This is a genomic window from Paenibacillus sp. KS-LC4, from assembly GCF_036894955.1.
Classification (GTDB): Bacteria; Bacillota; Bacilli; order Paenibacillales; family Paenibacillaceae; genus Pristimantibacillus.
Genome location: NZ_CP145905.1, coordinates 5,846,743 through 5,873,355, shown reverse-complemented (window position 1 = coordinate 5,873,355; position 26,613 = coordinate 5,846,743). Strand labels below are relative to the sequence as shown.

The window sequence follows — 26,613 nt, the reverse complement described above, 5'->3', positions numbered from 1 at the left end:
ATGCATTCGGCATCAAAATGTTTTATGCTGAATGAGGATGAATAAAACGGACAAACGGCAAGGGCCGTTAATCGAAGGAAGGGAGCTTGACTCATGAGTAAGTTCTGGAGCCCACTTGCGGCATCGTTAGTGCCTTATGTGCCGGGCGAGCAGCCAAAGGACAAGCAATATATTAAGCTCAACACAAATGAAAACCCTTATCCGCCTTCTCCGAAGGTGATCGAGGCGATCCAAGCGGCGGCAAATGAGGATTTGCGCTTATACCCTGATCCTACGGGCGGGGCGCTTGTGCAGTCGCTGGCCTCTTATTTTGACGTTACCCCGAATCAGGTGTTTGTGGGCAATGGCTCTGATGAGGTGCTGGCGTTCGCTTTCGCGGCGTTTTTCGATCCTGCTAAGCCGGTGCTGTTTGCTGATATTACATACAGCTTCTACAAAGTATATGCCGATTTTTACGGGTTGCAGGCGGATTTAATTCCACTGGATGAGCAGTTCCGTATACCTCTGGAGCAATTTCATTCACGTGAAAATGGCGGCATTGTCATTCCTAATCCGAATGCTCCGACGGCGATGCTTGTTCCGGTTGATGAGTTCCGCTCGATTCTTGAGCATAACCGCGATCAAGTGGTGATCATTGACGAGGCCTATATTGATTTCGGCGGCGAATCGGCTGTTAAGCTAGTTGCCGATTATCCGAACGTGCTCGTTATTCAGACGCTTTCAAAGTCGCGTTCGCTGGCTGGCTTGCGGGTAGGCTGGGCTATTGGCAGCGAGGAGCTTATCGAAGGTCTTAACCGTGTGAAAAATTCGTTCAACTCCTATACGATTGACCGTTTAGCGCTTGCGGGTGCTGTTGCGGCTATAGAAGATGAGGAGTATTTCCAGGAGATTACGGTTAAAGTGAATGAGACTAGAGAACAGACGGCTGTGCGTCTGCGGGAACTCGGCTTTGTCGTGACCGATTCCACAGCCAATTTCCTGTTTATTTCCCACCCTGACCAAGCGGCGGAAACGATTTTTGGCAAGCTGCGCGAGCAGGGCGTACTCGTTCGATATTTCAAGCAGCCTCGCATTGATCAGTATTTGCGGGTAAGTATTGGTACGGATGAGGAAATGGACGTATTTCTTAACGTAATCGCTGACATTGTAATGCCGTAATGCGCGAGGGAAATCGTTCGTCGTTCGGTTTTGCTATGCGGAGGGTTGCGCTGCTTAGCTTAATTTTCTCGTTAATCGGCAATACTTTGTATTATGCGACGGCTTACAGCGTGACGATTTTGAATGGTGTATTCACTTTGCTGGTCCTGCTTGGCGTGCTTTATACGATAGTTATCGTTCGAAGCTTTGGCGGATACTATTGGTATTTTCCGCTATTTATTCCGGTGCTTTGGGTACCCCTGACGGTCATTTTATCGTATGGGCTTGGGCTGTTGTTCCCTTTATCCGATGAAGTGACTTCGGGAGGCCTGCTCGTTGTTTATATTCACGGGCTGAATTTATGCTCGGTAGCGGCATCGGCTTTCATGGGGATTGTTGTTAAAGGCTTGCTTTACATTTTGGGTCGAATGAACAAGGAATAACAGGTGAATAAGCCTATTTCCTTTTTATTAAATTTTCGTGCTATAATGGTGACAAGTGACTGGTTCGGATCTTTTTAGTTTGAGGTATATTAATCGTCGTCAGTCTTATAAAATAGGAGGATTATTTTGAATAACAGAACAGAAAACAAACTATCCATTTTTGCCTTGGGCGGCGTAGGTGAAATTGGGAAAAATATGTACGCAGTACAATACGCTAACGATATTATTGTCATTGATTGCGGTTCCAAGTTTCCCGATGAAGAGCTGCTGGGCATTGATATTATCGTGCCGGACATTTCTTATTTAATCGAGAACAAGGACAAGGTCAGAGCGCTGCTCATTACGCACGGCCATGAAGACCACATCGGTGGATTACCTTATATTTTGAAGCAGCTTAGCCTGCCTGTCTACGCAAGTCGTCTGACAATGGGACTGATCGAAGGCAAGCTGAAGGAAGCCGGCCTGCTTGGCGCAACGGAAAGACATTTGATTCATGCAGAATCCGAGTTGAAATTCGGAACAATGACTGCAAGCTTCTTCCGTACAAACCACAGTATTCCGGATTCCCTCGGTGTTGTACTGGATACGCCTGAAGGTGTCGTCGTACACACAGGCGACTTCAAGTTTGATCAGACGCCGGTTAACGACCACCATGCTGATCTTCACCGCATGGCTGAGATTGGCCGCAAAGGCGTATTGGCTCTTCTATCGGAGAGCACAAATGCAGAGCGTCCAGGCTTCACGCCTTCAGAAAGAAATGTCGGAGCGAACTTCATAGACGCTTTCCGCAAAGCAGAGCGCCGCGTTATCGTATCGACGTTCGCCTCGAACGTATACCGCTTGCAGCAGGTTATCGACGCGGGTGTCGCAACGAACCGCAAGCTGGCGATTATTGGCCGCAGCATGGTCAATATGATTACGATTGCTTCTGAGCTTGGCTATTTGAATATTCCGGATGGAATGCTCATTGAAACGAATGAAGTAAACCGTTATGCTGACAATCAGGTCGTTATTTTGTGCACGGGCAGCCAAGGCGAGCCAATGTCGGCGCTTACGCGTATGGCGCGTTCCAACCACCGCCAGATTGAAATTCTGGAGGGAGATACGGTTATTATTTCCGCAACGCCGATTCCAGGCAACGAGCGGAGCATTGGCCGTACAGTAGATGAGCTGTTCCGCCTTGGCGCGAACGTCATCTATGGTCAGGGCGCTGCTACAGGCATGCACGTATCCGGCCATGCCAGCCAAGAAGAGCTGAAGCTGATGCTTCATCTAATGGCTCCAAAATATTTCATTCCGATTCACGGTGAATACCGGATGCAGCTTCACCACAAGAAGCTTGCTGAAGCAGTAGGCGTCGCGAAGGAAAATATTTTCCTTGTCGATAATGGCGAGGTGGTCGAAATTGCGAATGGCCAAGCGCGCAAAGCGGGTAAGGTTTCGTCCGGCAATACGTATATCGACGGCCTGGGCATTGGCGATGTCGGCAATATTGTATTGCGCGATCGCAAGCATTTGTCGCAGGATGGCATTCTCGTTGTCGTAGTAACAATCAGCAAGCAGGATAAAACGATCAAATCAGGTCCGGATATTATTTCGCGCGGTTTCGTCTATGTACGTGAATCGGAAGGTCTGCTCGACGAAGCAGGCCGCATTGTATCCCGCACCATTACTAAATCAATTAGCGACAACGTCAATCAATGGACGACGCTAAAATCTAATGTAAAAGACGCGCTCGGACGATTCTTATATGAGCAAACGAAAAGAAAGCCGATGATTCTTCCGATCATCATGGAAGTTTAATCGGCACCTAACCAGTCCACTTCACTTTACTTAGTGAGCCGATCATTGAATAGATTCATGAACAAGAAGACCGCATAACCGACCTGTTTCGACAGGTGGCTATGCGGTCTTCTGCTTCTTAATAACCTGGTTGATTAATAACGTTCCATGACGAGCTGTGTTTTCAGCCCATCTGCTGGCACGAGCCAGCCTAGGCTATTTAAGCTGTTGATTAGCGCAGTCCGCTTCGTATTCGCGATACTGTATTCATCTGTTTTGAAGGATATTTCCACGATATTCTCTACACCTGTACCCGCAGCATTGCGAATCGGCCAGATTTCAACATCTACCTCAAGGCCATTCCAAGTGCCTGTGTGCTTCGTTGCGAGGACAGGGCCGTAAGCGCGCGAGTTTTGCAGCTGCGTTTTGCCCCAATTGCTAGTACCCCAGTTTTTCAGCTTGCCTGGCAGCTCGTCGAGCAGCATTTGACGGGCTGCGGATTCTGAAGGCAGTCCGAGTGCGCCGTTCAAGGATTTTGTTACCTTTTTATCTACTGACAAGCTGAGTGTCTGCTTGCTGTAGCCCCAATCAATCTCCGCCTTGTAATTATCATCCGTAATGTCGAAGCCTTCTGAGTTGGCGAGTGTTAGCGCTGCATCAATATTGCCATTTTGTACGGGATAACGTTTTTTGTACGTGAGCTCGTAGTTATTTTTATCTTCTTTTTTGCGAAAACGCGCATTCCAGCCGGCATCATCAAGACCAAGGCTATTGGTATCGAAGTATTCCACATTGGTTTGTCTCGAGGTAGTCAGATTAAATTGGGAGCTTACCGCGGAGGTTAGCGTTGAATTGCTGTTTAACACTTGTGTGGAATCGAGCAGCAGCTTGACCTCGTAGGTTGGGACCATATTCGCTTCCTGTGCTTTTGCCTGTACCGTCTCGGGCGCTTGGAACGCCGACAGCAGCAGTGTCGCGCTTAATACCATCGTGCCTGCTTTCGTTAACCAATGTTTCATTATCTCAGCTCCTCTTCATAATGGAAGTACAAGCTCTACTTTAGGGAGCTATTGTTCGTAAAGAATCATAAAGGGAGATGGATTATGTTAATTATTCCAATAATTATTGGATGGGGTCAGAGAATTTTTGAAGCTTCTTTGGAGGGTATCCATAAATTGTTCGGTTAGCTTGGAGTCATAGCGATCCTTGTTATAGCAGCAATAAATCGATCGCTGAAAGCGGGTATTCGGAATTTTGCGCATGAGCAGCTGCCCTTTTCTAACCTCCTCCTGCACGGAAAGCTCTGATATAAAAGCAATATGCCCGCCTTGCTGCACCGTCTGCTTAATTGCTTCAATTGAATCGAGCTCAATCGGCCCAATGAGAGCAATGCGGTGATTATCCAGCCACCTCGTTGTCATTTCCCGTGTACTGGACTGCTCGCCATGCAGCACAAAGTTTGCTGTTGCAATGAGACCCGGATTAAGTGCTTCATAAGCAGCCAGATGATGCTCAGGGGAAAAAATAACGACCAGTTCGTCCTCGCAAAGGCGCTTGGTGAATAGGGACGGCTGTTCGAAAGGCTCTGAGGAGATAAGACCGAGATGAATGTCGTGGTTCCATAGCTTTTCTTTAATAATAGGTGCAGGCTTCACCAGAACGGAAATTTCAATGCCCGGATGATGCTTGGAAAAATCGCTCAGCACCTCCGGCAGCACATAGGTGGCAGGTACGTAGCTCGCGCCGATCGTGAGCTTACCGCGGGTAAGGCTGCCATATTCCATAACGACGCGCTCGGCCTCCTGCGCCAGCTTATTGATGCGCACCGCATAATGGAGCAGCGCTTTGCCGGGTGCGGTCAGCAGCATTTTATCTGCCCGTGCCTCGAACAGCTTGACGCCCATTTCCTGCTCTAGGCTTTTCATATGATAGGTGATGGTTGGTTGCTTGAGATCCAGCTCATGGGCAACGGGGGTAATTTTCTTATGCTTGTCGAGCAGCTCGATAATTTTTAGCTTCAATAAATTCACGGGCGGTTGCCTCCTACGTTTAGCGGATATGTACAAAAGTAGCATAGAAAAATTCGATGGATGTTAAAACAAATCCACTAAAAAGTTAATCTTTCATTTACACAGCTCAAATAAATAACGAATAGTCGGGGGCTATACTGAGGTCAAGCTTAAAGCCTAGCGGACAAGGAAGCCTCGGTTGCCTGCTCCGCCAGTCATTTAATAGACAGGCAGGTTAATGCATATGGGACATATTGTAATGAATCATTTGGAAAAGTCCTTCGGTGCTGTTCAGGCGCTGCGGCCTTCCAGCCTATCAATTGCCAAAGGCAGCTTTACGACGCTGCTTGGCCCTTCGGGCTGCGGCAAGACGACGCTGCTGCGAATGCTCGCAGGACTTGAAACCCCGGATGGCGGCGAGATTCATGTGAATGGAGAATGCTACTATTCCAAAATGAAGCGGATCAATAAACCAGCTCATCAGCGGCATTTCGGAATGGTTTTTCAAGATTTTGCGCTTTGGCCGCATATGACGGTGTTTGAAAATGTCGCCTTTGGCCTGCGTGCAGCCGGTATGAAAGCCGGGCTTCAGGAAGCGGTGCTGGGCGCGCTCGAGACTGTCCGTCTAGGGGGAATGGAGAAGCGCTACCCCCATCAGCTGTCCGGCGGACAGCAGCAGCGCGTTGCTTTTGCCAGAGCGATCGTCATGAAGCCGCAGCTCGTGCTGTTCGACGAGCCGCTCAGTGCGCTGGATGCGCTGCTGCGCGATGAGATGCGGGCAGAGCTGCTGCATCTGGTGAAGGAAGCGGGTGTGACGGCGCTTTACGTCACCCATGATCAGACGGAGGCGATGAGCATGTCGGATGAGGTTGTCGTGCTGCAAGGCGGAGAAATATTGCAGCAAGGCACGCCGGAGCAAATCTATAGCGCCCCGGAGCATCCCTTCGTCGCTCGTTTTATCGGCAAGTCCAATTGGCTTATGAAGGACAAATGGATGCTGCGACCTGAGCATGTGCGCTTTCGTGAGGCGGATGCGGAGGACCACCGCTTCGAGGCGGAGGTGCGCCATGCCAGCTACATGGGCGACCGTTATGAGGTAGAGCTGGAGATGAAAGAGAATATGGGCATTTGGACAGCCTATTCACCGTCAAGGCTGCTCGTTGGCGATAAGGTTCAGGTATACGCCTCGCCAGAGCATGTACACGAAGTAGTGTCGTAGTGGTTTCATGCACAAGTGGGCGATAGGTTTTAAATCATAAATATAAAATAAGAAAAATCGGGAGGCACTACCAATGAAATTAGCTAAAAAAGGCATGATGCTTGCTTTAACCGCATTTATGGGAGTCAGCTTAGCAGGCTGCGGAGCTGCAGCAACCAATGGGCAAGCGAGCAGTGAACCATCTGCATCACCTTCGACTCCTGCTGCTTCTGCAGCAGCGGAGCAAGCGCAGCCGGCAGAGGTAAAGCTGAGCGGCAGCGTAGTGGTATATAGCGCAGGACCGGAAGGACTTGCGAACAAAATTAAGGAAGGCTTTGAAGCGAAGACTGGCGTGAAGGTCGAAATGTTCCAAGGCACAACGGGCAAAATTCTTGCTCGCATGGAAGCGGAAAAATCCAATCCGGCCGTTGATGTGCTTGTACTGGCATCCCTTCCGGCGATGCAGGGCTTGAAGGAGGATGGCATTCTTATGAGCTATCCGGAAGCGGCTCATGCAGACAAGCTGATTGCTGACTGGTCGGATAAGGATGGTCAATATTTCAGCTACAGCGCTTCTGCGCTTGGCATTGTGTATAATACGAAGCTTGTACAGACGCCGCCAACATCATGGGCCGATCTGGCTAAGCCGGAGTGGAGCGGCAAGGTTAACATTCCTGATCCATCGTTGTCCGGCTCGGCACTTGATTTTATTTCCGGCTATTTGAGCGCATCGGGCGATGGCGGCTGGTCGCTATTCGAAAGCTATAAGCAAAACGGCGTAGCGATGGCTGGCGCGAATCAAGAGGCGCTTGATCCCGTTATCACAGGAGCGAAATCCGTTGTAGCGGCTGGCGTTGATTACATGGCGTACAAAGCGAAAGCGGCTGGCGAGCCAGTTGATATTGTTTATCCAAAAGAGGGCAGCGTCATTAGCCCGCGTCCAGCCGCTATTGTCGGCACAACCAAAAACGCGGACAATGCTAAAGCTTTTATCGACTATCTGCTGTCTGATGATGCTCAAAAAATGGTTACTGGCGCTTATTTGCTCCCAGGCCGCTCGGACGTGGAGGCGAAGGATCGCGCAAGTGTGGACGCAATTCCTACCTTCGATGTGAACTGGCAGTGGATGAACGAAAATAGCGACAGCGTGACGACGAAGTTTACCCAATTGTTTAAATAAAGGGAACACCCGCCGCCTGATATTTGCTGCCTTAAGGCAGCAGGTATCAGGCGGTGCTGGTAATAGACAAGCATTAGACAAGCATTAGACAAGCATTAGACAAGCATAAGACAAGCATAAGACGGGCAATAGATCAGGCAATAGATTAGGCAATAGACAGGCAATAGATAGGTGGTCTGATGATGCAATCCTCTACATTCAAAAACTATGCATGGCTCGGCATGGGGCTGGCGCTGGCGCTGCTCGTCATGCTGGTGCTTGCGCCGCTGCTAATCGTATTTGGCACGAGCTTATATACCGACGAGAGGCTGGATTTGCTAGCTCCGCTGCAAATCATTAGGCAGAGCGAGCTGAGCGAGGTGCTGTTTAACTCGATTTGGCTTGGACTATGCGTCATCGCGGCCACGACGGTGCTTGCCTTTCCGCTGGCCTGGGTTATGGCGAAGACACCGCTGCGCCGTCATAAGTGGCTGGATATCGTGCTGCTCATCCCCTTTATGACTCCGCCTTACATCGGGTCAATGGGCTGGATGCTGTTCATGCAGACGAATGGCTACATGGAGCAGTTCATTCCGGCGGCTTCGGCTATCACTCCCGCCTTCTTCAGCTTTGGCGGCATGGTGGCGATTATGAGCCTGCATTTATTTCCGTTTCTGTATTTGCTGCTGCGCAATGCGCTTTTGCAAATCGGCGGCAGCATGGAGGAGGCTGCGGCGGTACATGGCGGCGGCTTTCTGTACCGCTTGCGGCGCATCGTGCTGCCGCTGCTGCTGTCCAGCTACGTTATGGGCAGCCTGCTCATTTTTGTAAAAACGATTGCTGAGTTCGGCACACCCGCGACCTTTGGGCGCAAAATCGGCTTTTACGTCATGACCTCGGAAATTCATAAATATATTTCCAACTGGCCGATTGATTTTGGCAAGGCAACTTCCCTTGCTTCGGTGCTGCTCGCCGCATGCCTTGTGATGTGGTATATCCAAAGCACGATTAGCAGCCGCTACTCCTATCGTTTAGTCGGAGGGAAGGGTGCCATCAAGCAGGCAACGACGATGAGCCGCTGGGGTCGTGCATTGTGCTGGCTGTATATTGCGGTGCTGCTCATTGCCTCCATCGGCATCCCGTATTTCTCGATTATTACGGCATCGCTCTTGAAGCTGCGCGGCGTAGGCCTGGCATGGGACAATTTGACGCTTCAGCATTATGTGGAGCTGCTTACGCCGGGGTCTTCTAGTCTGGATGCGCTGTTGAACAGCTTCGGCCTGTCGATTGTCGCCTCTACGATTGCCGTCGTGCTTGGCACATGGTTCGCTCTGACGGTGCAGCGCTCGCGTACGCCGGGGCAGAAGCTGGTTGATTTGCTCAGCCTGCTGCCGAATACAGTGCCGGGCATCGTCATCGTTGTCGGTTTGATTCTGTTATGGAACGCAAAGTGGATGCCGATTCCGCTTTATAATACGTACGGCATGGTTGTGCTGACGTATGTCATTTTGTTCCTGCCATACACGGTGCAATACGTGAAAGCGAGCTACGGGCAAATTGACCCCATGCTGCTCCAGGCGGGTCAAGTGTTTGGCGGGCGCAGGCTCTATGTGCTGCGGCGGATTTTGCTGCCGCTGCTGCTGCCGGGCATGCTGGCGGGCTGGATGATGACGTTCACCATATCCAATCGGGAGCTGGTGGCGTCGCTGCTCGTGCTGCCGCCGTCGATGAAAACGTCGGCGACCTATATTTTTGCCCAGTTTGAGCAGGGTGAGGTGTCGATGGGAATGGCGATGGCCGTCATTACGGTCGGCGTCACAACCGTGCTGCTGCTGGCGATGAATGTTTTTAGCTCACAACAGAAAGTGGAATAGCTGATGATGCAACTGACCATTTGGGGTGGAGCGGGCGAGCATGGACGCTCCAGCTATTTGCTGCAATATAAGAACGAGGCCGTATTGCTGGACTGCGGCGGGAAAAAAGAAGGCGGCGGCCAGTATCCGCTCATTAGCCCGGAAGTGCTTCCACAGCTGAAAGCGGTATTTTTATCGCATGCGCATGAGGATCATTCGATGGCGCTGCCGCTGCTGTATAAGCACGGTTATGAAGGTGAAGTATGGACGAGCCGCGTGACGGCGCAGCAGCTTCCGGGTTATTTTCAGGCGTGGGGTCGTTATGCCCGCTCGCAGGCTGCCGAGCTTCCTTATGGGGAAGAGCATATTGCGGCTATCCGCTATGCTTATTTGGAGGAGCGGTCCAGCGCCGGTGAATGGAGCAATGTATTTCCGGGGCTGCGCATGAAGTGGGGGCGCAGCGGGCATTTGCCGGGCGCGGTGTGGTTAGCGCTGGATTGGCATGGAAAGCTGGTTTATTTCTCGGGAGATTACACCGCGGAATCAGCTCTGCTTGCGGCAGATGAGCCGCAACTAGGAATGATGGGCGAGGGAAGTGAAGGGACGGATGCCGCCCGCTGCCTGATTGCAGCGACGAGATGTATCGCGGATCTTGCAATCATCGACGCAGCCTACGGGGCGAATTCGGATTCACAGGCGGTTCGGCTGGCGGAGCTGGAGCAGGCAACCGAAGTGGTGCTGCGGGCGCAGGGCTCTGTGCTGTATCCGGTACCGACGAGCGGGAGAGGGCAGGAGCTGCTGTTGTGGGCGAGCGAGCGCTTCCCAGAGGCGCAGCTTATTGTGGAGCGGGCGCTGATGGAGCCGCTCCGCCAGCTGACTGCGTTGCCTGAATGGCTTCATGTCGGAGCGCTGGCTCGTATAGAGAAGCTGCTGGCGAGTGACAGGCTAACGATTGTCGCAAGTGAAGAGGAGCGCTTGAGGGCGCTTGCTGGCAAGGGCAGCTCCCTGATTTTTACGAATGATGGCATGATGCAGTCTGAGGTTGCACGCTGGTACTACCAGCAGCTTGCGAGCGTATCCCGCCATGCCGTACTGCTGACCGGTCATCTCGCTTCCGGCTCTTATGGCGAAATGGCACTGCGGGGAAGCGACAGCGGAGTCCCCGACTTCCCGCTTCCGGTGCAGCATATCTGCTATAAGGTGCATCAGGGCTTGCCGGATGTCCGCCAGATGCTGGAGCGGGTGCCCAGCCGTGCTGTCGTGCTGGCACATGCCGTTAAGCCTAGAACGGATGAGTTGCTTGAAGTGTTGAAGGAAGAGGGCTATAAGGGAGTTTATTCGCTGAGTCCGGGTGACCTGTTCTTTGTTTGAAAGGTGGGTAGTTTAGGCTCAGGCATCTCTTAGCTCCTTTTATTGAATTTGATACAATAATAGGGTGAAATTCTATAAATGAGAGTCCAAAAAATGATTAGGCATTCCTTAACACTGCATAAAACAGGGTTTAGGGATGTCTTATCTTTTTTTAAAAGTTTTAGGCGGGCATACGAAATGTACGACGGCAATTTATATTTCCATACAGTCAAGATTCACTTACTGATGCTCTTGATGTTTGAAGCTTTGTTCGTCAGTATTGTTAGTGCTTTTAAGATTAGAAGGCGTCCCGTACTGAATTATTTTTCCATCTTTATTTCTATAATAATAGATAATGTCCGGTTCATCGAAAAAAATAACTCTAGCCGAAAAGACAGGAGCCTTTGCTATTGAGGTATCTATGCTAAGTATTTCGCTTTCTTGATAATTTTTCTCTTTAAGATAATCTACGACACTTTTTTTGAGTTGGTATTCTTTAATGGAAAAAAAGGCATAGAGTATGATTAGTAAAAATACGAGTATGGCAAAGAATAAAACGACTTTTTTTCTATACATTTGATCAAACAACCTTTCCATGGTATAATTATACAAAAAAAGTATATAGAGGGATTTTTGTGAAAAAATGTTTCCCAGCACTATTGTTGTTGATAGTTTCTATTTTAACACTATCAGTACCAAAAGCGGAAGCAGCTACCTATCCAAATAGCGGACTTGTAGTTTCACCAGGAGATGTTATTTATAGTTCAAAAGGGTGGCAAACATTCTTTGTTGGACACGTAGCAATAGTAGGAGATGATGGTAAAATTTATCATTCTACGCCTGCTGTTGCATCAGGTGGAGTAGGAGAGTCTCTGACTGCCTATCTATCCAGATTTGATTCTGGTACTACTCTAGATGTGTATGTATATAAAGGAAGTTCAGTTGGTCCTTATTTAGAACGGGGTAAAGCAGGTAAATGGGCACGGGAGAATGTGTCTAAAATTACAGAGTATAGCTTTACGTCGAATTTGAAAATGAGTGTTATATCCTCAAATTACTGCACAAAGTTTATTTGGCAATCTTTCTATTATGGAGCAGATACAAATATTGATAGACCCTATTTAGGCAATTATAAAACGGGAACATCAACAAGTATATGGACACCTTTAGATTTTCAAGCTTCTTTCGTAATGAATAACGTAGGTAGTTTCAAAGTCTCATAAATAAACTTATAATAAAGCATTATCTTAAATTAACTGATTAATACGAATATTCAGAATGAAAATTGGCGTCTGTACTCTGCAGGCGTCGTTTTTTATGTAATCTTTTATGATATAGAAGTTCAAGAAACGAGCATTTACAAAATGCGGCTTAAGAAAGTTGGGATTTTGAATTGTGAAATTTTAGGAGTGGGGAGTACAACAGGATTGCACGGCAATCTATATAGGGAGTTTTTCTATAATATGCTGCAATTGTTTCTTACATATCTCCCACAATATTATTTACAAGTTAGATACAAGCTGGACGTAGTCTTGAGATATCCGCTTTATATACTGTATTCATCAGGGAGGACGCAGTGGCGGCATATAAGGAGGGATAGCGGTAGCCGTCCAGCTAGAGCGTCCAAAAATTGAAATTATAAAATATAGAGATAAAACAAAAAAACGGAGTATTCAAAAGGAGATCATAAAATGAAAAACAACATGAAAAAAGGAATTGTATCTATGGTCGTTGTCGGAATGACATTGACAGGAGCGGCAGGCGTATATGCTGGAGCGAGCCTGCAAAAAATCTCAGCCTATTTAAACGGCAATATTAGCGTCAAAGTCGATGGGGCTGCTTATACGCTGAAAGATGAGAACGGCAGCAAGCTCTCTCCCATTATGTATCAGGATAAAATGTATTTGCCTGTCCGCTCGCTTGCGGGAGCGCTCCATACGCCGATTCAATATGATTCCAAAAACAATCAGGTGCTGATTGGCAAAGGGCAGCAAGCATCCGAGCAATATGCAGAGGTCAAATATAGCGATGCGCAAATTAAAGCGATCAAGCAGGAATTTGCGGCATTTGAAGGCTTTGAAACAGCCTATGCGCCAAAGCAGATGGCAGCCGGAGATGCTTTTGTTAAATCGTTCGCCGGGGGCGACGGCGTTAGTGTTATTTTCAAGCATATGAATGTCAATGTATCGCCAAGGGACTACTCGGCTGGTTATGAAAGCAAGGAGGTCGTGCTGTCGAATGGGGTAAAAGCAAAATGGTATACGCCGAGCGATCTGCCAATGCTGAGCTTCCAGCTTGATGATCGCACAATTACCATCAGCTCCCCTGACCAAGCGCTGACTCAGGCGCAAATGGAAAAAATCGCAGTGAGCGTCGCTAAACTATAAGCTTGGCGAGGAAAATAATCGCCTCACTATAGGAATATTGAAATATAGATATAAAGAAGTCCTTCCTGCTGTCTGTGGACTGTGACCCTCTTATGGGTCACAGTTCAACTCCAAGCGGCGGGGGACTTTTTTTGTATGTAAAGGTAAACGCCGCCGCAATTGCGTGTGCAGCATAGAAGGCGGTAGGGGGACAAAACGCGTTACTAAACCTGTGGCCTTGACTTTTGGATAAAGGCAGCATAAAATACAAAAAGACTAACTAACGTTCGTTAGGTAAAATAGTGATTGCCGAAAGGTGAATGAGGCTATGAAGAAGGACAACATACAAATACCGGCATCAAAGGCAACGGCAGAGCGTCTTAAGCATGCTGCCTTGATGATCTTTACCGAATTTGGCTACGAAGGAACGTCAATGTCTGACATTGCCAAGGCGGTTCAAATTAAAACCCCGTCTATCTATGCTCATTTTAAGTCGAAGGAACAGCTGTTTTTGGCGTTATGTACAGATGTTATTGCCGAAGAAGGCATGAAATTTGAGGAGCTTATGCAGCAATCGCAAGGCAAGCCCGTTCTGGGGCGGCTGCGCGAGGTATATGATTTTTTCACGGATTTCCCTCATCTGACAGTCGGTCAGTGGTTTCTGAAACGGATGATGCTGATGCCGCCCAAGCATTTGCAGCAGCAGTTTCGCACCGATTTTTTGGAGCATGAGCGGCGAGTAGACACCATCGTAGGGGCATTATTTTTGGAAGGACAGCAAGCAGGCATTTTTCCAAAGCAGAATGTGGAGAAGATGATTGTGGTATTTTATACGCTGCTGGATGGATTGCTCGTGGCCAATCAGATTTATGAACAGTCGGAATTTAGCTCGCGCAAGCAGATCGTATGGGAAATGCTGGAGAAGGAGTGGGCGAAAGCTTAATCAACTTGGCTTCATCGCATCATAACAGGAGGAGATTTATTATGAAAGCTTGGCTTTATGTCATATTTGGGGGCATATTTGAAGTGTTCTGGACCTTCGGACTTAAATATTCGAATGGATTTACAGATCCTTTGATAAGCGCCATTACGCTCGTTTTAATTATTATTAGCTTTGTGCTGTTCGCCCGTTCGATGCAGCTGCTGGAAATTGGCACGGCTTATGCGGTATTTACCGGAATTGGTACGGCGGGTACGGTCGTATTCGGTATTTTGGTATTAGGCGAGTCTGCGGATATTAAGCGCCTGCTGCTGGTCGGAACGCTGATCATCGGCATAATCGGGCTAAAGCTCGTATCGAGCGAGAAGCCGAAGCAGGAGCAGGAGCAGGCAACTGATGGAGCATCGCCGGAAGCGCTGAAATCAGCATCGGTCGTACAGGGAAGGGGCGGAAAATAATATGGCATGGATTTTTCTGATTATTTCCGGCCTTAGCGAGGTCGGCGGTGTGACCTTCATGAAGCTGTCGGATGGCTTTAAGAAGTGGAGAGGGACGGTTGGAGCCATTCTTTTTGGCTTCACCAGCTTTTACTTCCTATCGCGGTCGCTTCAGGGCATTCCGATCAGTACCGCATATGGCATTTGGACGGGAATCGGATCGGTCGGCAGCGTCATTCTCGGAATGATTTTTTTCAAAGAATCGCGCGACTGGCGTAAAATATTTTTCGTCCTTCTCATCGTTGGAAGTGTAATAGGTCTCAAGCTGGTAGCTTAAACGTTGAGAATTGGATAATAGTAGACAATAAACCTAAAGAAGGAGAGCGAGCCTGCATCGCTCTTCTTTTCTTTTCGCCGCGTCCGAATTAAAATAATAGAATAGAGTATAGACATGGCGAGAGAGGCAGGCACGAGGTATGGAAGAGAATCGGCTGAAGAAATGGATCGAGATGACTGAACGGACGCTGCTTGAAGGTGTGAAGCTGCAAAGCATTAACCATGGAGAGCCCATTCAAGTGGATGTATTGCCGGAGGGCTGGGAGCTGCTTGGGGCAGGAAATTATGCCGGGGTATTCGTCCACAAGGATGCGCAGGATATAGCAGTGAAGGTTTATGCTCCGGGCAGAGAGGGCTGGGAGGCGGAGAGGGAGGTTTATCGCCGTTTGGGCGATCATCCCGCATATTCCACTTGCTATCATGCATCCAAATGCAATGGGCTGGAATATTTGATGCTGCGCAGGCTTGAAGGGACGACGCTATATAAGTGCGTGCTTGAGGGCGTCATTATTGAGGAGCGCATTATTGCGGAAATTGATGCAGCCTTGGATTATGCTCGTGAGCAGGGACTGTTTCCACATGATGTTCATGGCAAAAATGTCATGGTATCTAATGATGACCGAGGCCTTGTCGTGGACGTGTCTGACTTTCTTAAAGAAGAGCCTTGCATGATGTGGGATGACTTGAAAAAAGCGTACAACCGGATTTACATGCCGTTTCTATTCAAGCATTCCATGCCCGTGCCGGAATGGGTTATGAATGGTGTACGCAAAGGCTATCGCTGGGTGCGTTCTTCCTCCAGATAGTTCTGCGCAGCCGGGCAACTGCATCCTTCAATGCGTGCCGCCCGGCCCGCGCCTGAGCTTAAGGTTCGGAGTCGAAAGCGTCCAGCTGTTGCTGAGCGGCTTCAACGTTCTTCTTAAGCACATGAAGCCTTTTTAAATTGCCTTCGAGAGTAACTTTTGCCTTAATGCCGCTTGCCTTCAAATGAGCCTCCAATCGGTCAATGATATCCGCCCTAGAACCGCTTTCGGTTCTGATGGCTACCCACCGTCGCCATAGCAGCCCCATCCTATGCACCTCCGAGTTTTGCACAGATTATCCGTTCAAGCTATATATATTCCGGCTCCTCCCGCTACCATGACAGATTTATTCGAGAGCTAAAGGATAAGCTTGCATTTGCCGGAAGCGGCATTATAAGCTTTCCAGAAATGACATGACATAGTATACTAGGTGGATATGTATAATTACGACATCGACCCAGTACGACCAAATAGATGCTGAAGGTGAATGTATAATGGAAGGCATGAACGCTTTAAAGCCTAGATACGAGCAAATGTATCTGATGCTGCGCGAAAAGATTCAAATCGGAGATTATACGGTCGGTGACCGCATCCCTTCGGAGAAGGAGCTGATGGAGGAGTTTTCAGTCAGCCGAATTACCTCCAAGAAGGCGCTGGATATGCTCGTTCAGGACGGCTATATTATGCGTCAGCCGGGCCGCGGCTCCTTCGTTATCGAGCACGCTATGCAGGAGCAGGCGGAGGCTCCGCCAGCGCAAGAATCCGTAACCGCAGCTGTGCGCACGCAGCAAGTGGTATTAGGGCTTATCATGGAGGATTTCAGCGACAGCTATGGCAAGGAAATGCTGTCGGAGATGGAGCGAACCGCGCAGGAGCTCGGCGTTTATTTGATGCTGCGCATCTCGTTTTCCCAGCCCGATGTGGAGGAGAAAGCGATTCAGATGCTACGCCAATATGGGGTAGATGGCTTAATTATTTATCCAACGCGCGGGCAAAACTTCAGTCCGGAAATTTTGAAGCTGGTCATTGATAAATTCCCTCATGTGCTGGTTGACCGATATTTGAAATGGACGGACACAACGGCAATAAGCTCAGACAATGTGGAAGCGGCGAAAATGGGAGTACAGCATTTGTTTAACCACGGGCATCGCCATATCGGGCTGCTTGCTTCGCGGGTGACGGATAATGTAGCGATTGAGGAACGGATTGAGGGATTTGTGCAGGCGCATGCCGAAGGCGGCATTTTGCTGGACCGCTCGTCCTGGCTGACCGATATGAACTGGACGTCCAATGACAATTCCAGCAGCCACCTCATTGATAAATATGTGAACATCATTCAGCAGATGCTGCGCGAGCATCCGCGGATTACCGCATTGTTCGCGATGGAGTATGAGCTGGCGCTCATCGCGAAGGAAGCGGTAGAAAAGATGGGCCTGCATATTCCACAGCAAATTTCGATTATTTGCTTTGATAGCCCGCAGAGCACGTCGGCGCTGTATCCGTTCACGCACTTGGAGCAAAATGAGAAGGAGATTGGCCGCCTCGCCGTCAATAATGTTCTGGAGCTGATTCAAGGCGCCACGCTCCCAAGCAAAATATCGCTGCAAGTAAAGCTTGTCCCAGGCAAATCGACAGGGCCGGCGCCTCAATAGGCTAACGGGCAAGCGTTGAGTTATGTGCGCTTTGCATATTTTTCGGCTAATGTGAGAAGCTGAATACGAGTGAGAAGATAGACAAAACCCTTCTGTCAACCGAGACAGCAAGGGTTTTCTGTTATATATCGTTATGCCTTAAGGGCTCGAATCGGAGGTGTGTCTAGCAAAATGATTAGTATGCTATTTGTTTATAAATAATATAACATAGTATATTGACATGACATGAAATATAGATTAATATCGGTACATAAACCTCTTGAAAGCGCTTAATAGAAAGGGATGTATCAAATGACTGAAGTAATGGAAACGCTGCCGGCATCGGTGCAGTCGTTAATCCAGGAAGTAGAAGGGAAGCTTGGTTCCCGTACAAAGCTGGCCCGGATGTTTGCAAACTGTTTCTCCAATACTTTAACAACGACGTTGAAGCCTCAGCCTGACGGTGCTATTTTCGTCATTACGGGGGATATTCCAGCGATGTGGCTGCGGGATTCCGCGGCGCAGGTTCGTCCTTATTTAATTTTGGCGAAGGAAGATGCCGCGATGGCTCGCCTCATTGAAGGCGTTGTCAAAAGGCAAATTCAACATATATTGCAGGACCCTTATGCGAATGCGTTTAATGAGCACGCCAACAGCAAGGGTCATCAGAACGATTTAACGGAAATGTCTCCATGGCTATGGGAGCGCAAATATGAAATAGATTCACTTTGCTATCCGATTCAGCTCGCTTATCTTCTTTGGAAGACGACGGGAACCACCGCGCATTTGGACGAGGCTTTTAAAGAGGCCTGCTACAGCATTTTGCGGTTGTGGAGAACAGAGCAGAACCACGATCAGCAATCGAGCTATCGTTTCCAAAGAACGGATTGCCCGCCGTCGGACACGCTGCTTAATGAAGGCAAAGGCACGCCGAGCGCAGTAACGGGCATGACCTGGTCGGGCTTCCGCCCAAGTGATGATGCTTGCGATTATGGCTACCTCATTCCTTCGAACATGTTTGCAGTCGTAGTGCTGGACTATATGGCGGAAATGGCAGTTGAGGTGCTTGGCAATAAAGAGCTGGCGAAGCAGGCGGTTGCCCTCCGGCAGGAAATTCAATCCGGTATTGAACAGTATGCCACTGTCGAGCATGAGCGGTTCGGCAAAATTTTCGCTTATGAAACAGACGGTCTTGGCGGTTACAATCTAATGGACGATGCGAATGTGCCGAGCCTGCTGTCCCTGCCTTATCTCGGCTGCTGCAAGCTGGATGATCCAATCTATATGAATACAAGACAATTTGTACTCAGCGAGGAAAATCCTTATTATTTCAAGGGGACGGCGGCACAAGGAATTGGCAGCCCTCATACCCCGGAAAACTATATCTGGCACATTTCGCTGGCTATGCAAGCGCTGACTTCACAGGATGAGGCAGAGGTTGAACGGCTGCTGAGCGTGCTGGAAAGCACGGATGCGGGAACTGATTTTCTGCATGAAGGCTTTCATAAAGATAATCCAAGCGAGTATACACGGGAATGGTTTTCTTGGGCTAATGCCTTGTTTAGCGAATTGATTTTGACGTATTGCGGCTTTAAGGTTCCATCGAGCATGAATGCTCGTTCATTATAGGAACAAATAATAAGCGTAACAAACGGACAATAAGGGGAGCGATCAAGATGGCAGCTAAAAAAAGAATTCTTGCAGGTACGGTTGCAGCTTTAACTGTATTCACAGCAGCATGTTCGGGAAATGCAGGCACAAATGGCACAAATAGCACGGAGGGTGCAGAAGCAACTTCCGCAGCTGGAGCAACAAAGACGGTTAAAGTTGCTTATGGCAAATGGAATGAAACGGATAACTGGGGCAAGTGGCTGACTAGCGTAAAGGCGGATTTTGAGAAAGCGAACCCTGGCGTGACGGTTGAGCTGCAGCCGATTGAAGGCTCACAATATGCAACGAAAATTCCGCTGCTCATGATGGATGGCAAAACGGCGCCTGAGGTGCTTGCTGAAGATTCCTTCATGATTAATGCCGACAGTGAGGCTGGTTACCTAGAACCGCTCGCTGTGGATGCATGGGAAGATTGGGGCAAGTTCAACGAAGGTATTAAAGCGGCTGTAACAGCAACGGACAGCAAGGTTTATGGCGTACCTTTCTCTACTGACGTTCGCGGCTTGTACTACAACAAAGAGCTGTTCAAGAAAGCAGGATTGCCTGTGCCTTGGGAGCCTAAAAGCTGGGATGAAGTACTGAGCGCTTCCCGTACTATTAAATCCAAGCTGCCAGATATTATTCCTTTCTGGATGAACTCTGGTAAAGCTGGTCAAGAAGCAACAACTATGCAAACGTTCGAAATGCTGCTTTACGGAACGGATGACGAGCTTTATGAGGATGGCAAATGGGTTACACAAAGCCCAGGCATCCTGAGCTCGCTGAACTTCATTCACACGATCTACTCCGAGGGCATGGGTCCAAAAATGTCGCAAGTTTTGACTGCGCAAGCAGGTCAAGTATTGGAAACAGATCTGATGCCGAATCAAAAGGTAGCAATCGTCCTGAACGGCAACTGGCTGACAGGCAACTGGGCGGCAAGCGGCAGCAAGCCTTGGCCGGAAGCGCTTGATGTTTATGGCTTCGTGAAAATGCCGACAGAGAAAGGTCAAGCTCCTGGCTTCACTTCGATGTCTGGCGGCTGGACGCTTAGCGTTGGCGCGAAATCGACTGAAAAAGAGCTGGGCTTCGAATTTATTAAAATGGCTACTAATGAACAGCACAACAAAGAGTTCGCCATGCTGGACGGCGCTTTGACGCCTCGCACCGACGTTGCGGCTGATGCGGAATACACAGGCCAGCCTGGTACGCTGTATGGCGTAGCAGCTGAGTTTATTACGTACACGCACGTTCGTCCAACTAATGCGAATTACCCGGCAGTATCGACATCCATTCAAGAAATGGTTGAAAAAGTGGCATCGGGCTCACTTGCTCCTGACGCTGCTATGCAAGAATATGCAAAAAGCGTAGAAAGAACGGTCGGCGCTGATAAAGTAGCGACGAAGTAGCACACAGCTGGGAAGCCGATTGTTGCTTAACAACAATCGGCTTGTCTTTTTCAAAATCAGTCAGGAGGATATCAGATGGAAGCGATAAACTCGCGATTTCCCAAAGCGAAAAGGAAAGGGAACGGCGGTGAACAGTGGAGGGCGGCGCTATTCTTATCGCCTAGCTGGCTGCTGCTTTTACTCTTTTTCTTCGTGCCGGCAGTTTTAACTTTTTATTTCGCATTTACGAATATGGCTTTGACCGGAGCGGCAGCAGCGAATACGCAGTTTGTCGGATTCCAAAACTTCGTGAATATGTTTCAGGATGCAACATTCCGCATTTCTGTAGGTAACACGATTCTTTTCCTCATTTTCTCGGCCGTTATTGGCCAGCAAGTTATGGGCTTCCTTATTGCGTTTCTAATGAATGGTAGAAACCGCGTATTCCGAAGCGTTGTTGGCTCTATCGTCATTTCGGGCTGGGTAGCGCCAGAAGTGGTCTGCGCATTTGTATGGTTTGCTTTTCTGAATGATACGGGAACGGCTAATGCATTCATTCAAAGCATCGGCTTTGAGCCTATTGCTTGGCTGTACACCTTCCCGATGGTATCCGTTATTATTGCAAACGTATGGCATGGAACGGCCTTCTCGATGATGGTATTCCAGGCTGCACTGGGCGATGTGCCTAAAGAGGTTGAGGAAGCGGCAATGATTGATGGCGCTTCGGCTTGGCAAAGACTTATCCGCATTACTATTCCAATGATCAGCGGTTCTGTTGTAACGAATATGGTACTCGTAACCCTTCAAACATTAGGCTCCTTCACGCTTATTTATGCGTTGACAGGTGGCGGTCCGGGAAATGCAACGGAGACGCTGCCCATTTATATGTATCATCAGGCCTTTGTCAACTATCAGCTTGGCTACGGCACAGCTATTTCACTTGTTCTGCTGTTGATCGGTATTGTTGCCAGTCTGTTGTATATGAAGCTTCTAAAAGTGAAGCTGTAAGCCCTGCGTTATGCTTGGATATAGGTTTATAAAAAGGAGGACGCGAGAATGAGCAGCAACGTACGCAAGCGCCCCAGAATGAATCGGTTTATGGTCGGCCGGGTGCTTCCTTATATTATTTTGAGTTTTATCGCTTTATTGTTCCTGCTTCCTATGCTGTGGCTCGTATTGGCCTCGTTCGACGGAGCGGCAACCCTTACTTTGAAAATACCTGAAGAGGTAACGCTAAGCAACTATACGTCTACGTTAGCGAGCTCTGACAATCAGAGGTCCTTCGGCAATGGCTTGCTGCTCGCTCTTGGACAAGCGCTGCTTGTCGTTGCTGCGGCGGGGCTTGCCTCTTATCCGCTGTCACGTTATCAGCTGCGGTATAAACGCCCGTTCATGTATGTCATCCTGTTCGCAACAGGCTTGCCGATTACGGCGGTTATGGTTCCGGTTTATCAGTTTTTCCTGTACATGCAAATTCAGGATTCGTTGTTTTTCACCATTTTGTTCTTGGCTGCATCTGCACTGCCATACTCCATCTGGATGATGAAAAACTTCATGGATTCCGTTCCTTTGGAGCTGGAGGAGGCTGCTTGGGTGGACGGCGCATCCATCTGGACGACGCTTCGTCTAGTCGTTGCGCCACTGATGCTGCCAGGTATTTTCACAGTCGGTATTTTCGCCTTTGCCGGCAGCTGGGGGAACTTCCTCGTTCCATTCATCTTGCTGCAAAGCCCGCAGAAGCTTCCTGCCGCCGTTACCATTTACCAGTATTTTGGGCAAAATGGCATTGTGCAATACGGCAAGCTGGCTGCCTTCTCGATCATTTACACGATTCCAGCGGTCGCGCTTTATGTGTTCGGCCAACGCTTTATGTCCCAAGGCTTTAGCTTTGGCGGGGCGAATAAGGGTTAATAGCTAAAAAATAAAGCCGTGCTACCAGCGTTTTGCTGCTAGGACGGCTTTTATCATATTGATAGATATAACTTATAAATTAGAGGATAGCCAGCTCTCGAAAGATAGTAAAAATATTACGCTTCATAAAATAGTTAATGTATATTTTTTACGTTATGGAGTAAAATATAGAGAAAGGAGTGATGATGATGTTAAGAAAAATAACGATGAATAATTTTCTCTCTTTTAAAAATCAAACAATGATGGATATGAGAGCGACTGGATATAAAGTTTTGTCTGAATCCAATGTATATAATGATGTTTTGAAAGGTTTTTTTTTAGTAGGAGCAAACGCTTCTGGTAAAACGAATGTAATTCGTGCTTTAAAAGTATTACTTGATTTATTATTCGCAGAAAAGAGTATTAATTTAGGAATGCAAGCATGTTTATTTTCTGCCGAGAAATCTTTTTTTGTAGAATATGAATTTGAGTTTTCAGGCGATATGGTTAAATATTATATAGAATATGAAAGAAAGAAAAAAAGCCTAATTGAGAAATTATTTATTAATAACGATATGGTGTTAAATCGTATTGGGAATAATGCCGAATCCGAAATAACGGAGAATAAGATATACAATGATATTGATGAAAATACCCTATTGCTGAGGGAGATTTATTTTAATACAAAATTTAGAAAGCAAATTATTTTAAAACAATGGTTTGATTTTCTGATGAATTCAGTTTACATGGATGGGTATTTAGGGACTATTTTTTCTCCAGGGAAAATTGATTTGGAAATTGAAGACTATCTTGAGAGTCAGGGAGCAGAGGAAATTAATAACTTTTTTGAGAAGTTTAATTTCAATCAGAGGATCGAGTACTCTAAGGCAAGCTCAGGAAAAATGACAAGAATAGAGTCCCCTGATGAGAAAGATATTTTCTTTAAGCGTGAAGGAGTGGGCGAGCCTATTCCGTTTCCGTGGGAATCTTTAGGAAATCAAAAATTACTAAGATTTTTACCTTCTTTTTTTTATGTGGTGAAAAATGGTGGTATGCTAATTGTGGATGAGTTTGGAAGCGGATTCCATAATTTTTTAGAAGAGTTACTCGTGAGATATTTCATGCAACAATCAAAAAAATCGCAATTGTTTATTGTGTCGCACTCTACAAACTTACTATCTAATTCGTTACTACGACCTGATCAAATATATGCTGTTAATTTCAATGGGATAGAAGGAAGTGTACTAAAGAGATTTTCTACAGAGCAGCCAAGAGTAGCTCAAAATCTTGAGAGGATGTACACAGGCGATGTCTTTGGAGGAGTGCCAGAGTATAAAGATGACAAAAACAACTAAAATAAATGCGGATAAAAATATAGGGAAAGTGCTGATAATTGTAGAGGGTTTGAGTGATGAATTTTATATACTGCATAAAATTTTCACCCGAATTTTTGATTTTCAGTTTGAGAAGTTTGATCGTATGTTGAAGTACAGGAAATATAATGAGAAGGAAGGGATACAGTCGTCTGTTTTCGTCGTCAATTCTAAAGAATCCGCAATCTCTTTTATTGAAGACTCAGATGCCTATTTGGATTCAATATTTGAAATGCTCATCGAAGAGTATCAGTTTCCTGTGGATCGTGCTGCAATTTTTTATGTGTTCGATAGAGATGTGGATTCTAATACGGACACTCTTCTTATACAAAAGCTAATTGAATCATTAAGTAGCTCCCGAGAAGATAATGGCTTTAATCGTCAGGGTTTACTGCTTCTTAGTTTCCCTTCTGTGGAAAGTTTTATTGCCTCAAATTTTATTGATAATTCATTTGAGCTTTCATTTAGGACAGGAAAAGAGCTTAAGCAGTATTTAAATGAGTGTAAGGTGAATCAAAGTAATATTACTGCAGCATCAATAAAAAAAGCAACGATGGAGATGGAAAATGCTTTAGCTGAGCTAGGTATTAACCATTACAATTTAGATGATTTCTCTGAAACTAACTTATTGGTATTTAATTTTCAAGAAAATAATTATGTAAAAACTAGAAAATACAAAGTTATAAGTTTAGTCTGTATTATATTATTGGATTTAGGACTAATCGAAATCGTTTCTACAGAAGAGTAAGCATTTTAGTTATTATAAAATTCTAATGATATAGTTCACTCTTGGCTAATGCACGAGGTTGACCCACCCACGTTTTGTTGTTACTATTTTGTGGAAAATAGTTTTATTGCTATCGTCCATCACTTTTCTCTTATATTTTCAAAAAGAACAGGAGGAACCAAAATGACTAAAGCATCAATTAGCACGGAAGTGACGACGCTGCAAAACGGGGTGCAAATGCCGCGGCTGGGGCTTGGCGTATACTTGTCGAAAGAAGGCGATGAGGTTGAGAACGCCGTGCGTTATGCCATAGAGGCAGGTTACCGCAGCATTGATACGGCAAGCGCTTACAACAATGAAGCCGGTGTGGGGCGTGCTATTGCCGATAGCGGTATTGCGAGGGACGAGCTGTTCATTACGACAAAGGTATGGAACCGGGATCAAGGCTATGAGACGACGCTGCAAGCTTTTGAAGCAAGCCGCAAGCGTCTAGGCCTGGATGTAATAGATTTATATTTAGTTCATTGGCCAGTAGCCGGCAAATTTACGGAAACGTACCGTGCGCTTGAAAAGCTTTATAAGGATGGCTACGTGCGTGCCATTGGCGTAAGCAATTTCCTGCTGCCGCATTTCGATGAGCTATTGCCAGGGTGCGAGATTAAGCCAATGGTCAATCAGGTGGAATTCCATCCGCTGCTGACACAGCCGGAGCTGCAAAGCTTCTGCCGCGAGCAAAGCATCCAGCTTGAGGCTTGGAGCCCGCTCATGCAAGGGAATTTAGATGTACCGCTGCTTCAGGAGCTTGCAGGCAAATACGGCAAAAGCCCGGCGCAGGTTGTCATTCGCTGGGATCTCCAAAAAGGTGTCATTACGATTCCGAAATCTATTCGCAAAGAGCGCATTATCGAAAATGGCGACGTGTTTGATTTTGAGCTGACAGAAGCGGAAGTTGCAGCCATTGATGGGTTGAACGAGGGCCGCCGTTATGGCTCCAATCCAATGAATTTTAATTTTTAAAGCGGCCACAGATGGCCCATGCATAATAGACCGAGTGTCATCGCATCCTAATGATGAATTTTAGCGGAACGGACTATTGACAGTTTGAACTGTAATTGATAAAATTACAGTACTAAACAGGGAGGCCGTTCACATTGAACAGCGAATTTACAATTGCCGTACACAGTCTTGTATATTTAGCTCATTTGCCGGAAAACATGGCAAGCAGCGAGATGATTGCCGTCAACGTTGGGACTCATTCGGCCCGCGTTCGCAAGGTGATGAGCGGCTTGCGCCGCAGCGGCTATGTGGATACACGCGAAGGATCGGGCGGCGGCTATCGGCTGACGATTGATCCGAGTGTAGTGACGCTAGCTGACGTTTACCGAGTGATGGCGCAAGGTTCGCTTATTCCAAGCTGGTGCTCGGGAGATCCGGGCATGGAGTGCGTCGTAGGCTCCAATATGAACCAAGTGATGTTCCGGATTTTTTGTGAGGCGGAGAAGCAGCTAGAAGCGCATTTCAGTCACACGACCATTCAGGATGTGCTAGGCCAGATTCATGCATGTGAATAGGCAACTGATTAATAAGACGGTGTGAGGGGTATTCCCTTATCATACAACACAGCTGGAGAGGATGATTGAAATGGCAGTAGCATTAACGAAAGACAACTTTTCATCTAACGTAGAGAGCGGCGTATCTCTGGTAGATTTCTGGGCACCTTGGTGCGGACCTTGCAAAATGCAGCTTCCAATCGTGGAAGAATTGGCAACTGAGCTTGCAGGCCAAGCTACAATTGCTAAAATCAATGTCGATGAAGAGCCTGAACTGGCTTCGCAATTCGGCGTAATGAGCATTCCAACGCTTATTTTGTTCAAAGACGGACAGCCCGTTGACAAAATGGTAGGTCTGCAAAGCAAAGATGCTTTGAAAACAAAAATCAACAACCAACTGTAAGACCTTTTGGCCTTACATGGATGAAATGAAGGGAAGCTGCATTGCCGATGATTATCGGTGTGCGGCTTCTTTTTTTGGATAAAGAAACTAACGGACGACAACTCCGTTTACACTAGGTTAATTATTCTTCAAAAAGACGCAACTTCCCTCAAAGCTCGGGCGTCTATAGGATATTCAGGAATGTATTG

At 47.4% G+C, this 26,613-nt stretch carries 27 protein-coding genes; 23 read left to right on the top strand and 4 right to left on the bottom strand.

Annotated elements, in window-relative coordinates:
- Nucleotides 1-93: 93 nt before the first annotated feature.
- From hisC to V5J77_RS24900, 3 genes are all read left to right on the top strand, one after another.
- Nucleotides 94-1,158: a histidinol-phosphate transaminase gene (gene hisC / locus V5J77_RS24910; RefSeq protein ID WP_338553476.1), complete on the top strand. Its 1,065-nt coding sequence runs from the start codon at nucleotides 94-96 to the stop codon at nucleotides 1,156-1,158.
- Entirely contained in the window at nucleotides 1,158-1,580 is a 423-nt protein-coding gene (locus V5J77_RS24905; protein ID WP_338553475.1) for a hypothetical protein, read from the top strand. Before hisC ends, V5J77_RS24905 begins: the two co-directional genes overlap by 1 nt.
- Before the next feature lie 195 nt (nucleotides 1,581-1,775).
- Nucleotides 1,776-3,383, top strand: a complete 1,608-nt coding sequence (locus V5J77_RS24900; RefSeq protein WP_338557061.1) for a ribonuclease J — start codon at nucleotides 1,776-1,778, stop codon at nucleotides 3,381-3,383.
- Nucleotides 3,384-3,517: 134 nt separating this feature from the next.
- Here the strand turns inward: V5J77_RS24900 and V5J77_RS24895 are convergent, their stop codons facing one another.
- Nucleotides 3,518-4,381 (bottom strand): hypothetical protein, encoded by an 864-nt coding sequence (locus tag V5J77_RS24895; protein ID WP_338553474.1) that lies wholly within the window; start codon nucleotides 4,379-4,381, stop codon nucleotides 3,518-3,520.
- An 87-nt stretch (nucleotides 4,382-4,468) separates the two neighbouring features.
- Nucleotides 4,469-5,392: a LysR substrate-binding domain-containing protein gene (locus V5J77_RS24890; protein WP_338553473.1), complete on the bottom strand. Its 924-nt coding sequence runs from the start codon at nucleotides 5,390-5,392 to the stop codon at nucleotides 4,469-4,471.
- A 223-nt stretch (nucleotides 5,393-5,615) separates the two neighbouring features.
- Between V5J77_RS24890 and V5J77_RS24885 the strand changes: the two genes are divergently transcribed.
- From V5J77_RS24885 to V5J77_RS24870, 4 genes are all read left to right on the top strand, one after another.
- Nucleotides 5,616-6,590 carry an ABC transporter ATP-binding protein gene (locus tag V5J77_RS24885; RefSeq protein ID WP_338553472.1) on the top strand — a complete coding sequence of 325 codons (975 nt, stop codon included), beginning with the start codon at nucleotides 5,616-5,618 and terminating at the stop codon, nucleotides 6,588-6,590.
- A 73-nt stretch (nucleotides 6,591-6,663) separates the two neighbouring features.
- Entirely contained in the window at nucleotides 6,664-7,749 is a 1,086-nt protein-coding gene (locus V5J77_RS24880) for an ABC transporter substrate-binding protein (RefSeq protein ID WP_338553471.1), read from the top strand.
- Between the two features lie 182 nt (nucleotides 7,750-7,931).
- Nucleotides 7,932-9,602, top strand: a complete 1,671-nt coding sequence (locus tag V5J77_RS24875) for an iron ABC transporter permease (RefSeq protein WP_338557059.1) — start codon at nucleotides 7,932-7,934, stop codon at nucleotides 9,600-9,602.
- Nucleotides 9,603-9,605: 3 nt separating this feature from the next.
- Nucleotides 9,606-10,952 (top strand): MBL fold metallo-hydrolase, encoded by a 1,347-nt coding sequence (locus V5J77_RS24870; protein ID WP_338553470.1) that lies wholly within the window; start codon nucleotides 9,606-9,608, stop codon nucleotides 10,950-10,952.
- A 219-nt stretch (nucleotides 10,953-11,171) separates the two neighbouring features.
- Here the strand turns inward: V5J77_RS24870 and V5J77_RS24865 are convergent, their stop codons facing one another.
- On the bottom strand, nucleotides 11,172-11,507 hold the full coding sequence (locus tag V5J77_RS24865; RefSeq protein ID WP_338553469.1) for a DUF3139 domain-containing protein: 336 nt from the start codon (nucleotides 11,505-11,507) through the stop codon (nucleotides 11,172-11,174).
- A gap of 59 nt (nucleotides 11,508-11,566) precedes the next feature.
- On the opposite strand from V5J77_RS24865, the gene V5J77_RS24860 reads away from it, so the two are divergent.
- From V5J77_RS24860 to V5J77_RS24835, 6 genes are all read left to right on the top strand, one after another.
- On the top strand, nucleotides 11,567-12,154 hold the full coding sequence (locus V5J77_RS24860; protein ID WP_338553468.1) for a hypothetical protein: 588 nt from the start codon (nucleotides 11,567-11,569) through the stop codon (nucleotides 12,152-12,154).
- A 468-nt stretch (nucleotides 12,155-12,622) separates the two neighbouring features.
- Nucleotides 12,623-13,318: a hypothetical protein gene (locus V5J77_RS24855; RefSeq protein WP_338553467.1), complete on the top strand. Its 696-nt coding sequence runs from the start codon at nucleotides 12,623-12,625 to the stop codon at nucleotides 13,316-13,318.
- A 307-nt stretch (nucleotides 13,319-13,625) separates the two neighbouring features.
- Nucleotides 13,626-14,240 carry a TetR/AcrR family transcriptional regulator gene (locus V5J77_RS24850; protein WP_338553466.1) on the top strand — a complete coding sequence of 205 codons (615 nt, stop codon included), beginning with the start codon at nucleotides 13,626-13,628 and terminating at the stop codon, nucleotides 14,238-14,240.
- 41 nt (nucleotides 14,241-14,281) lie between these two features.
- Nucleotides 14,282-14,695 carry a multidrug efflux SMR transporter gene (locus V5J77_RS24845; protein WP_338553465.1) on the top strand — a complete coding sequence of 138 codons (414 nt, stop codon included), beginning with the start codon at nucleotides 14,282-14,284 and terminating at the stop codon, nucleotides 14,693-14,695.
- A 1-nt stretch (nucleotide 14,696) separates the two neighbouring features.
- The gene (locus V5J77_RS24840; RefSeq protein WP_338553464.1) at nucleotides 14,697-15,011 is read left to right on the top strand and encodes a multidrug efflux SMR transporter; all 315 of its coding nucleotides are present in this window, start codon (nucleotides 14,697-14,699) and stop codon (nucleotides 15,009-15,011) included.
- 139 nt (nucleotides 15,012-15,150) lie between these two features.
- A complete protein-coding gene (locus V5J77_RS24835; RefSeq protein WP_338553463.1) occupies nucleotides 15,151-15,816 on the top strand; it encodes a serine/threonine protein kinase in 666 nt (221 codons plus the stop codon).
- A 58-nt stretch (nucleotides 15,817-15,874) separates the two neighbouring features.
- Here V5J77_RS24835 and V5J77_RS24830 read toward each other — a convergent pair whose 3' ends face one another.
- Nucleotides 15,875-16,081, bottom strand: coding sequence for a hypothetical protein (locus tag V5J77_RS24830; RefSeq protein WP_338553462.1), 207 nt, complete (start codon nucleotides 16,079-16,081; stop codon nucleotides 15,875-15,877).
- Nucleotides 16,082-16,307: 226 nt separating this feature from the next.
- Here V5J77_RS24830 and V5J77_RS24825 point away from each other — a divergent pair, with 226 nt between their 5' ends.
- From V5J77_RS24825 to trxA, 10 genes are all read left to right on the top strand, one after another.
- Nucleotides 16,308-17,465, top strand: coding sequence for a GntR family transcriptional regulator (locus V5J77_RS24825; protein WP_338553461.1), 1,158 nt, complete (start codon nucleotides 16,308-16,310; stop codon nucleotides 17,463-17,465).
- A 282-nt stretch (nucleotides 17,466-17,747) separates the two neighbouring features.
- A complete protein-coding gene (locus V5J77_RS24820) occupies nucleotides 17,748-19,073 on the top strand; it encodes a glycoside hydrolase family 125 protein (RefSeq protein ID WP_338553460.1) in 1,326 nt (441 codons plus the stop codon).
- Nucleotides 19,074-19,120: 47 nt separating this feature from the next.
- Complete coding sequence (locus V5J77_RS24815) at nucleotides 19,121-20,503, top strand: extracellular solute-binding protein (RefSeq protein WP_338553459.1); 1,383 nt, start codon at nucleotides 19,121-19,123, stop codon at nucleotides 20,501-20,503.
- A gap of 75 nt (nucleotides 20,504-20,578) precedes the next feature.
- A complete protein-coding gene (locus V5J77_RS24810) occupies nucleotides 20,579-21,490 on the top strand; it encodes a sugar ABC transporter permease (protein WP_338553458.1) in 912 nt (303 codons plus the stop codon).
- 78 nt (nucleotides 21,491-21,568) lie between these two features.
- Nucleotides 21,569-22,393, top strand: a complete 825-nt coding sequence (locus V5J77_RS24805; RefSeq protein ID WP_338557057.1) for a carbohydrate ABC transporter permease — start codon at nucleotides 21,569-21,571, stop codon at nucleotides 22,391-22,393.
- Nucleotides 22,394-22,575: 182 nt separating this feature from the next.
- Complete coding sequence (locus V5J77_RS24800) at nucleotides 22,576-23,727, top strand: ATP-binding protein (protein WP_338553457.1); 1,152 nt, start codon at nucleotides 22,576-22,578, stop codon at nucleotides 23,725-23,727.
- Complete coding sequence (locus V5J77_RS24795) at nucleotides 23,711-24,493, top strand: hypothetical protein (RefSeq protein ID WP_338553456.1); 783 nt, start codon at nucleotides 23,711-23,713, stop codon at nucleotides 24,491-24,493. Before V5J77_RS24800 ends, V5J77_RS24795 begins: the two co-directional genes overlap by 17 nt.
- A gap of 162 nt (nucleotides 24,494-24,655) precedes the next feature.
- Nucleotides 24,656-25,489 (top strand): aldo/keto reductase, encoded by an 834-nt coding sequence (locus V5J77_RS24790; RefSeq protein ID WP_338553455.1) that lies wholly within the window; start codon nucleotides 24,656-24,658, stop codon nucleotides 25,487-25,489.
- Between the two features lie 134 nt (nucleotides 25,490-25,623).
- The gene (locus tag V5J77_RS24785; RefSeq protein ID WP_338553454.1) at nucleotides 25,624-26,043 is read left to right on the top strand and encodes an Rrf2 family transcriptional regulator; all 420 of its coding nucleotides are present in this window, start codon (nucleotides 25,624-25,626) and stop codon (nucleotides 26,041-26,043) included.
- Between the two features lie 70 nt (nucleotides 26,044-26,113).
- Nucleotides 26,114-26,425 carry a thioredoxin gene (gene trxA, locus V5J77_RS24780; RefSeq protein ID WP_046231307.1) on the top strand — a complete coding sequence of 104 codons (312 nt, stop codon included), beginning with the start codon at nucleotides 26,114-26,116 and terminating at the stop codon, nucleotides 26,423-26,425.
- Nucleotides 26,426-26,613 lie beyond the last annotated feature (188 nt).

What these genes read in the sequence shown, in the direction of transcription:
- hisC (WP_338553476.1), top strand. Translation starts at nt 94, where the DNA reads ATGAGTAAGTTCTGGAGCCCACTTGCGGCATCGTTAGTGCCTTATGTG.
- V5J77_RS24905 (WP_338553475.1), top strand. Translation starts at nt 1,158, where the DNA reads ATGCGCGAGGGAAATCGTTCGTCGTTCGGTTTTGCTATGCGGAGGGTT.
- V5J77_RS24900 (WP_338557061.1), top strand. Translation starts at nt 1,776, where the DNA reads ATGTACGCAGTACAATACGCTAACGATATTATTGTCATTGATTGCGGT.
- V5J77_RS24895 (WP_338553474.1), bottom strand. Translation starts at nt 4,381, where the DNA reads ATGAAACATTGGTTAACGAAAGCAGGCACGATGGTATTAAGCGCGACA.
- V5J77_RS24885 (WP_338553472.1), top strand. Translation starts at nt 5,616, where the DNA reads ATGGGACATATTGTAATGAATCATTTGGAAAAGTCCTTCGGTGCTGTT.
- V5J77_RS24880 (WP_338553471.1), top strand. Translation starts at nt 6,664, where the DNA reads ATGAAATTAGCTAAAAAAGGCATGATGCTTGCTTTAACCGCATTTATG.
- V5J77_RS24875 (WP_338557059.1), top strand. Translation starts at nt 7,932, where the DNA reads ATGCAATCCTCTACATTCAAAAACTATGCATGGCTCGGCATGGGGCTG.
- V5J77_RS24870 (WP_338553470.1), top strand. Translation starts at nt 9,606, where the DNA reads ATGATGCAACTGACCATTTGGGGTGGAGCGGGCGAGCATGGACGCTCC.
- V5J77_RS24865 (WP_338553469.1), bottom strand. Translation starts at nt 11,507, where the DNA reads ATGTATAGAAAAAAAGTCGTTTTATTCTTTGCCATACTCGTATTTTTA.
- V5J77_RS24855 (WP_338553467.1), top strand. Translation starts at nt 12,623, where the DNA reads ATGAAAAACAACATGAAAAAAGGAATTGTATCTATGGTCGTTGTCGGA.
- V5J77_RS24850 (WP_338553466.1), top strand. Translation starts at nt 13,626, where the DNA reads ATGAAGAAGGACAACATACAAATACCGGCATCAAAGGCAACGGCAGAG.
- V5J77_RS24845 (WP_338553465.1), top strand. Translation starts at nt 14,282, where the DNA reads ATGAAAGCTTGGCTTTATGTCATATTTGGGGGCATATTTGAAGTGTTC.
- V5J77_RS24840 (WP_338553464.1), top strand. Translation starts at nt 14,697, where the DNA reads ATGGCATGGATTTTTCTGATTATTTCCGGCCTTAGCGAGGTCGGCGGT.
- V5J77_RS24835 (WP_338553463.1), top strand. Translation starts at nt 15,151, where the DNA reads ATGGAAGAGAATCGGCTGAAGAAATGGATCGAGATGACTGAACGGACG.
- V5J77_RS24830 (WP_338553462.1), bottom strand. Translation starts at nt 16,081, where the DNA reads ATGGGGCTGCTATGGCGACGGTGGGTAGCCATCAGAACCGAAAGCGGT.
- V5J77_RS24825 (WP_338553461.1), top strand. Translation starts at nt 16,308, where the DNA reads ATGGAAGGCATGAACGCTTTAAAGCCTAGATACGAGCAAATGTATCTG.
- V5J77_RS24820 (WP_338553460.1), top strand. Translation starts at nt 17,748, where the DNA reads ATGTATCAAATGACTGAAGTAATGGAAACGCTGCCGGCATCGGTGCAG.
- V5J77_RS24815 (WP_338553459.1), top strand. Translation starts at nt 19,121, where the DNA reads ATGGCAGCTAAAAAAAGAATTCTTGCAGGTACGGTTGCAGCTTTAACT.
- V5J77_RS24810 (WP_338553458.1), top strand. Translation starts at nt 20,579, where the DNA reads ATGGAAGCGATAAACTCGCGATTTCCCAAAGCGAAAAGGAAAGGGAAC.
- V5J77_RS24805 (WP_338557057.1), top strand. Translation starts at nt 21,569, where the DNA reads ATGAATCGGTTTATGGTCGGCCGGGTGCTTCCTTATATTATTTTGAGT.
- V5J77_RS24800 (WP_338553457.1), top strand. Translation starts at nt 22,576, where the DNA reads ATGATGATGTTAAGAAAAATAACGATGAATAATTTTCTCTCTTTTAAA.
- V5J77_RS24795 (WP_338553456.1), top strand. Translation starts at nt 23,711, where the DNA reads ATGACAAAAACAACTAAAATAAATGCGGATAAAAATATAGGGAAAGTG.
- V5J77_RS24790 (WP_338553455.1), top strand. Translation starts at nt 24,656, where the DNA reads ATGACTAAAGCATCAATTAGCACGGAAGTGACGACGCTGCAAAACGGG.
- trxA (WP_046231307.1), top strand. Translation starts at nt 26,114, where the DNA reads ATGGCAGTAGCATTAACGAAAGACAACTTTTCATCTAACGTAGAGAGC.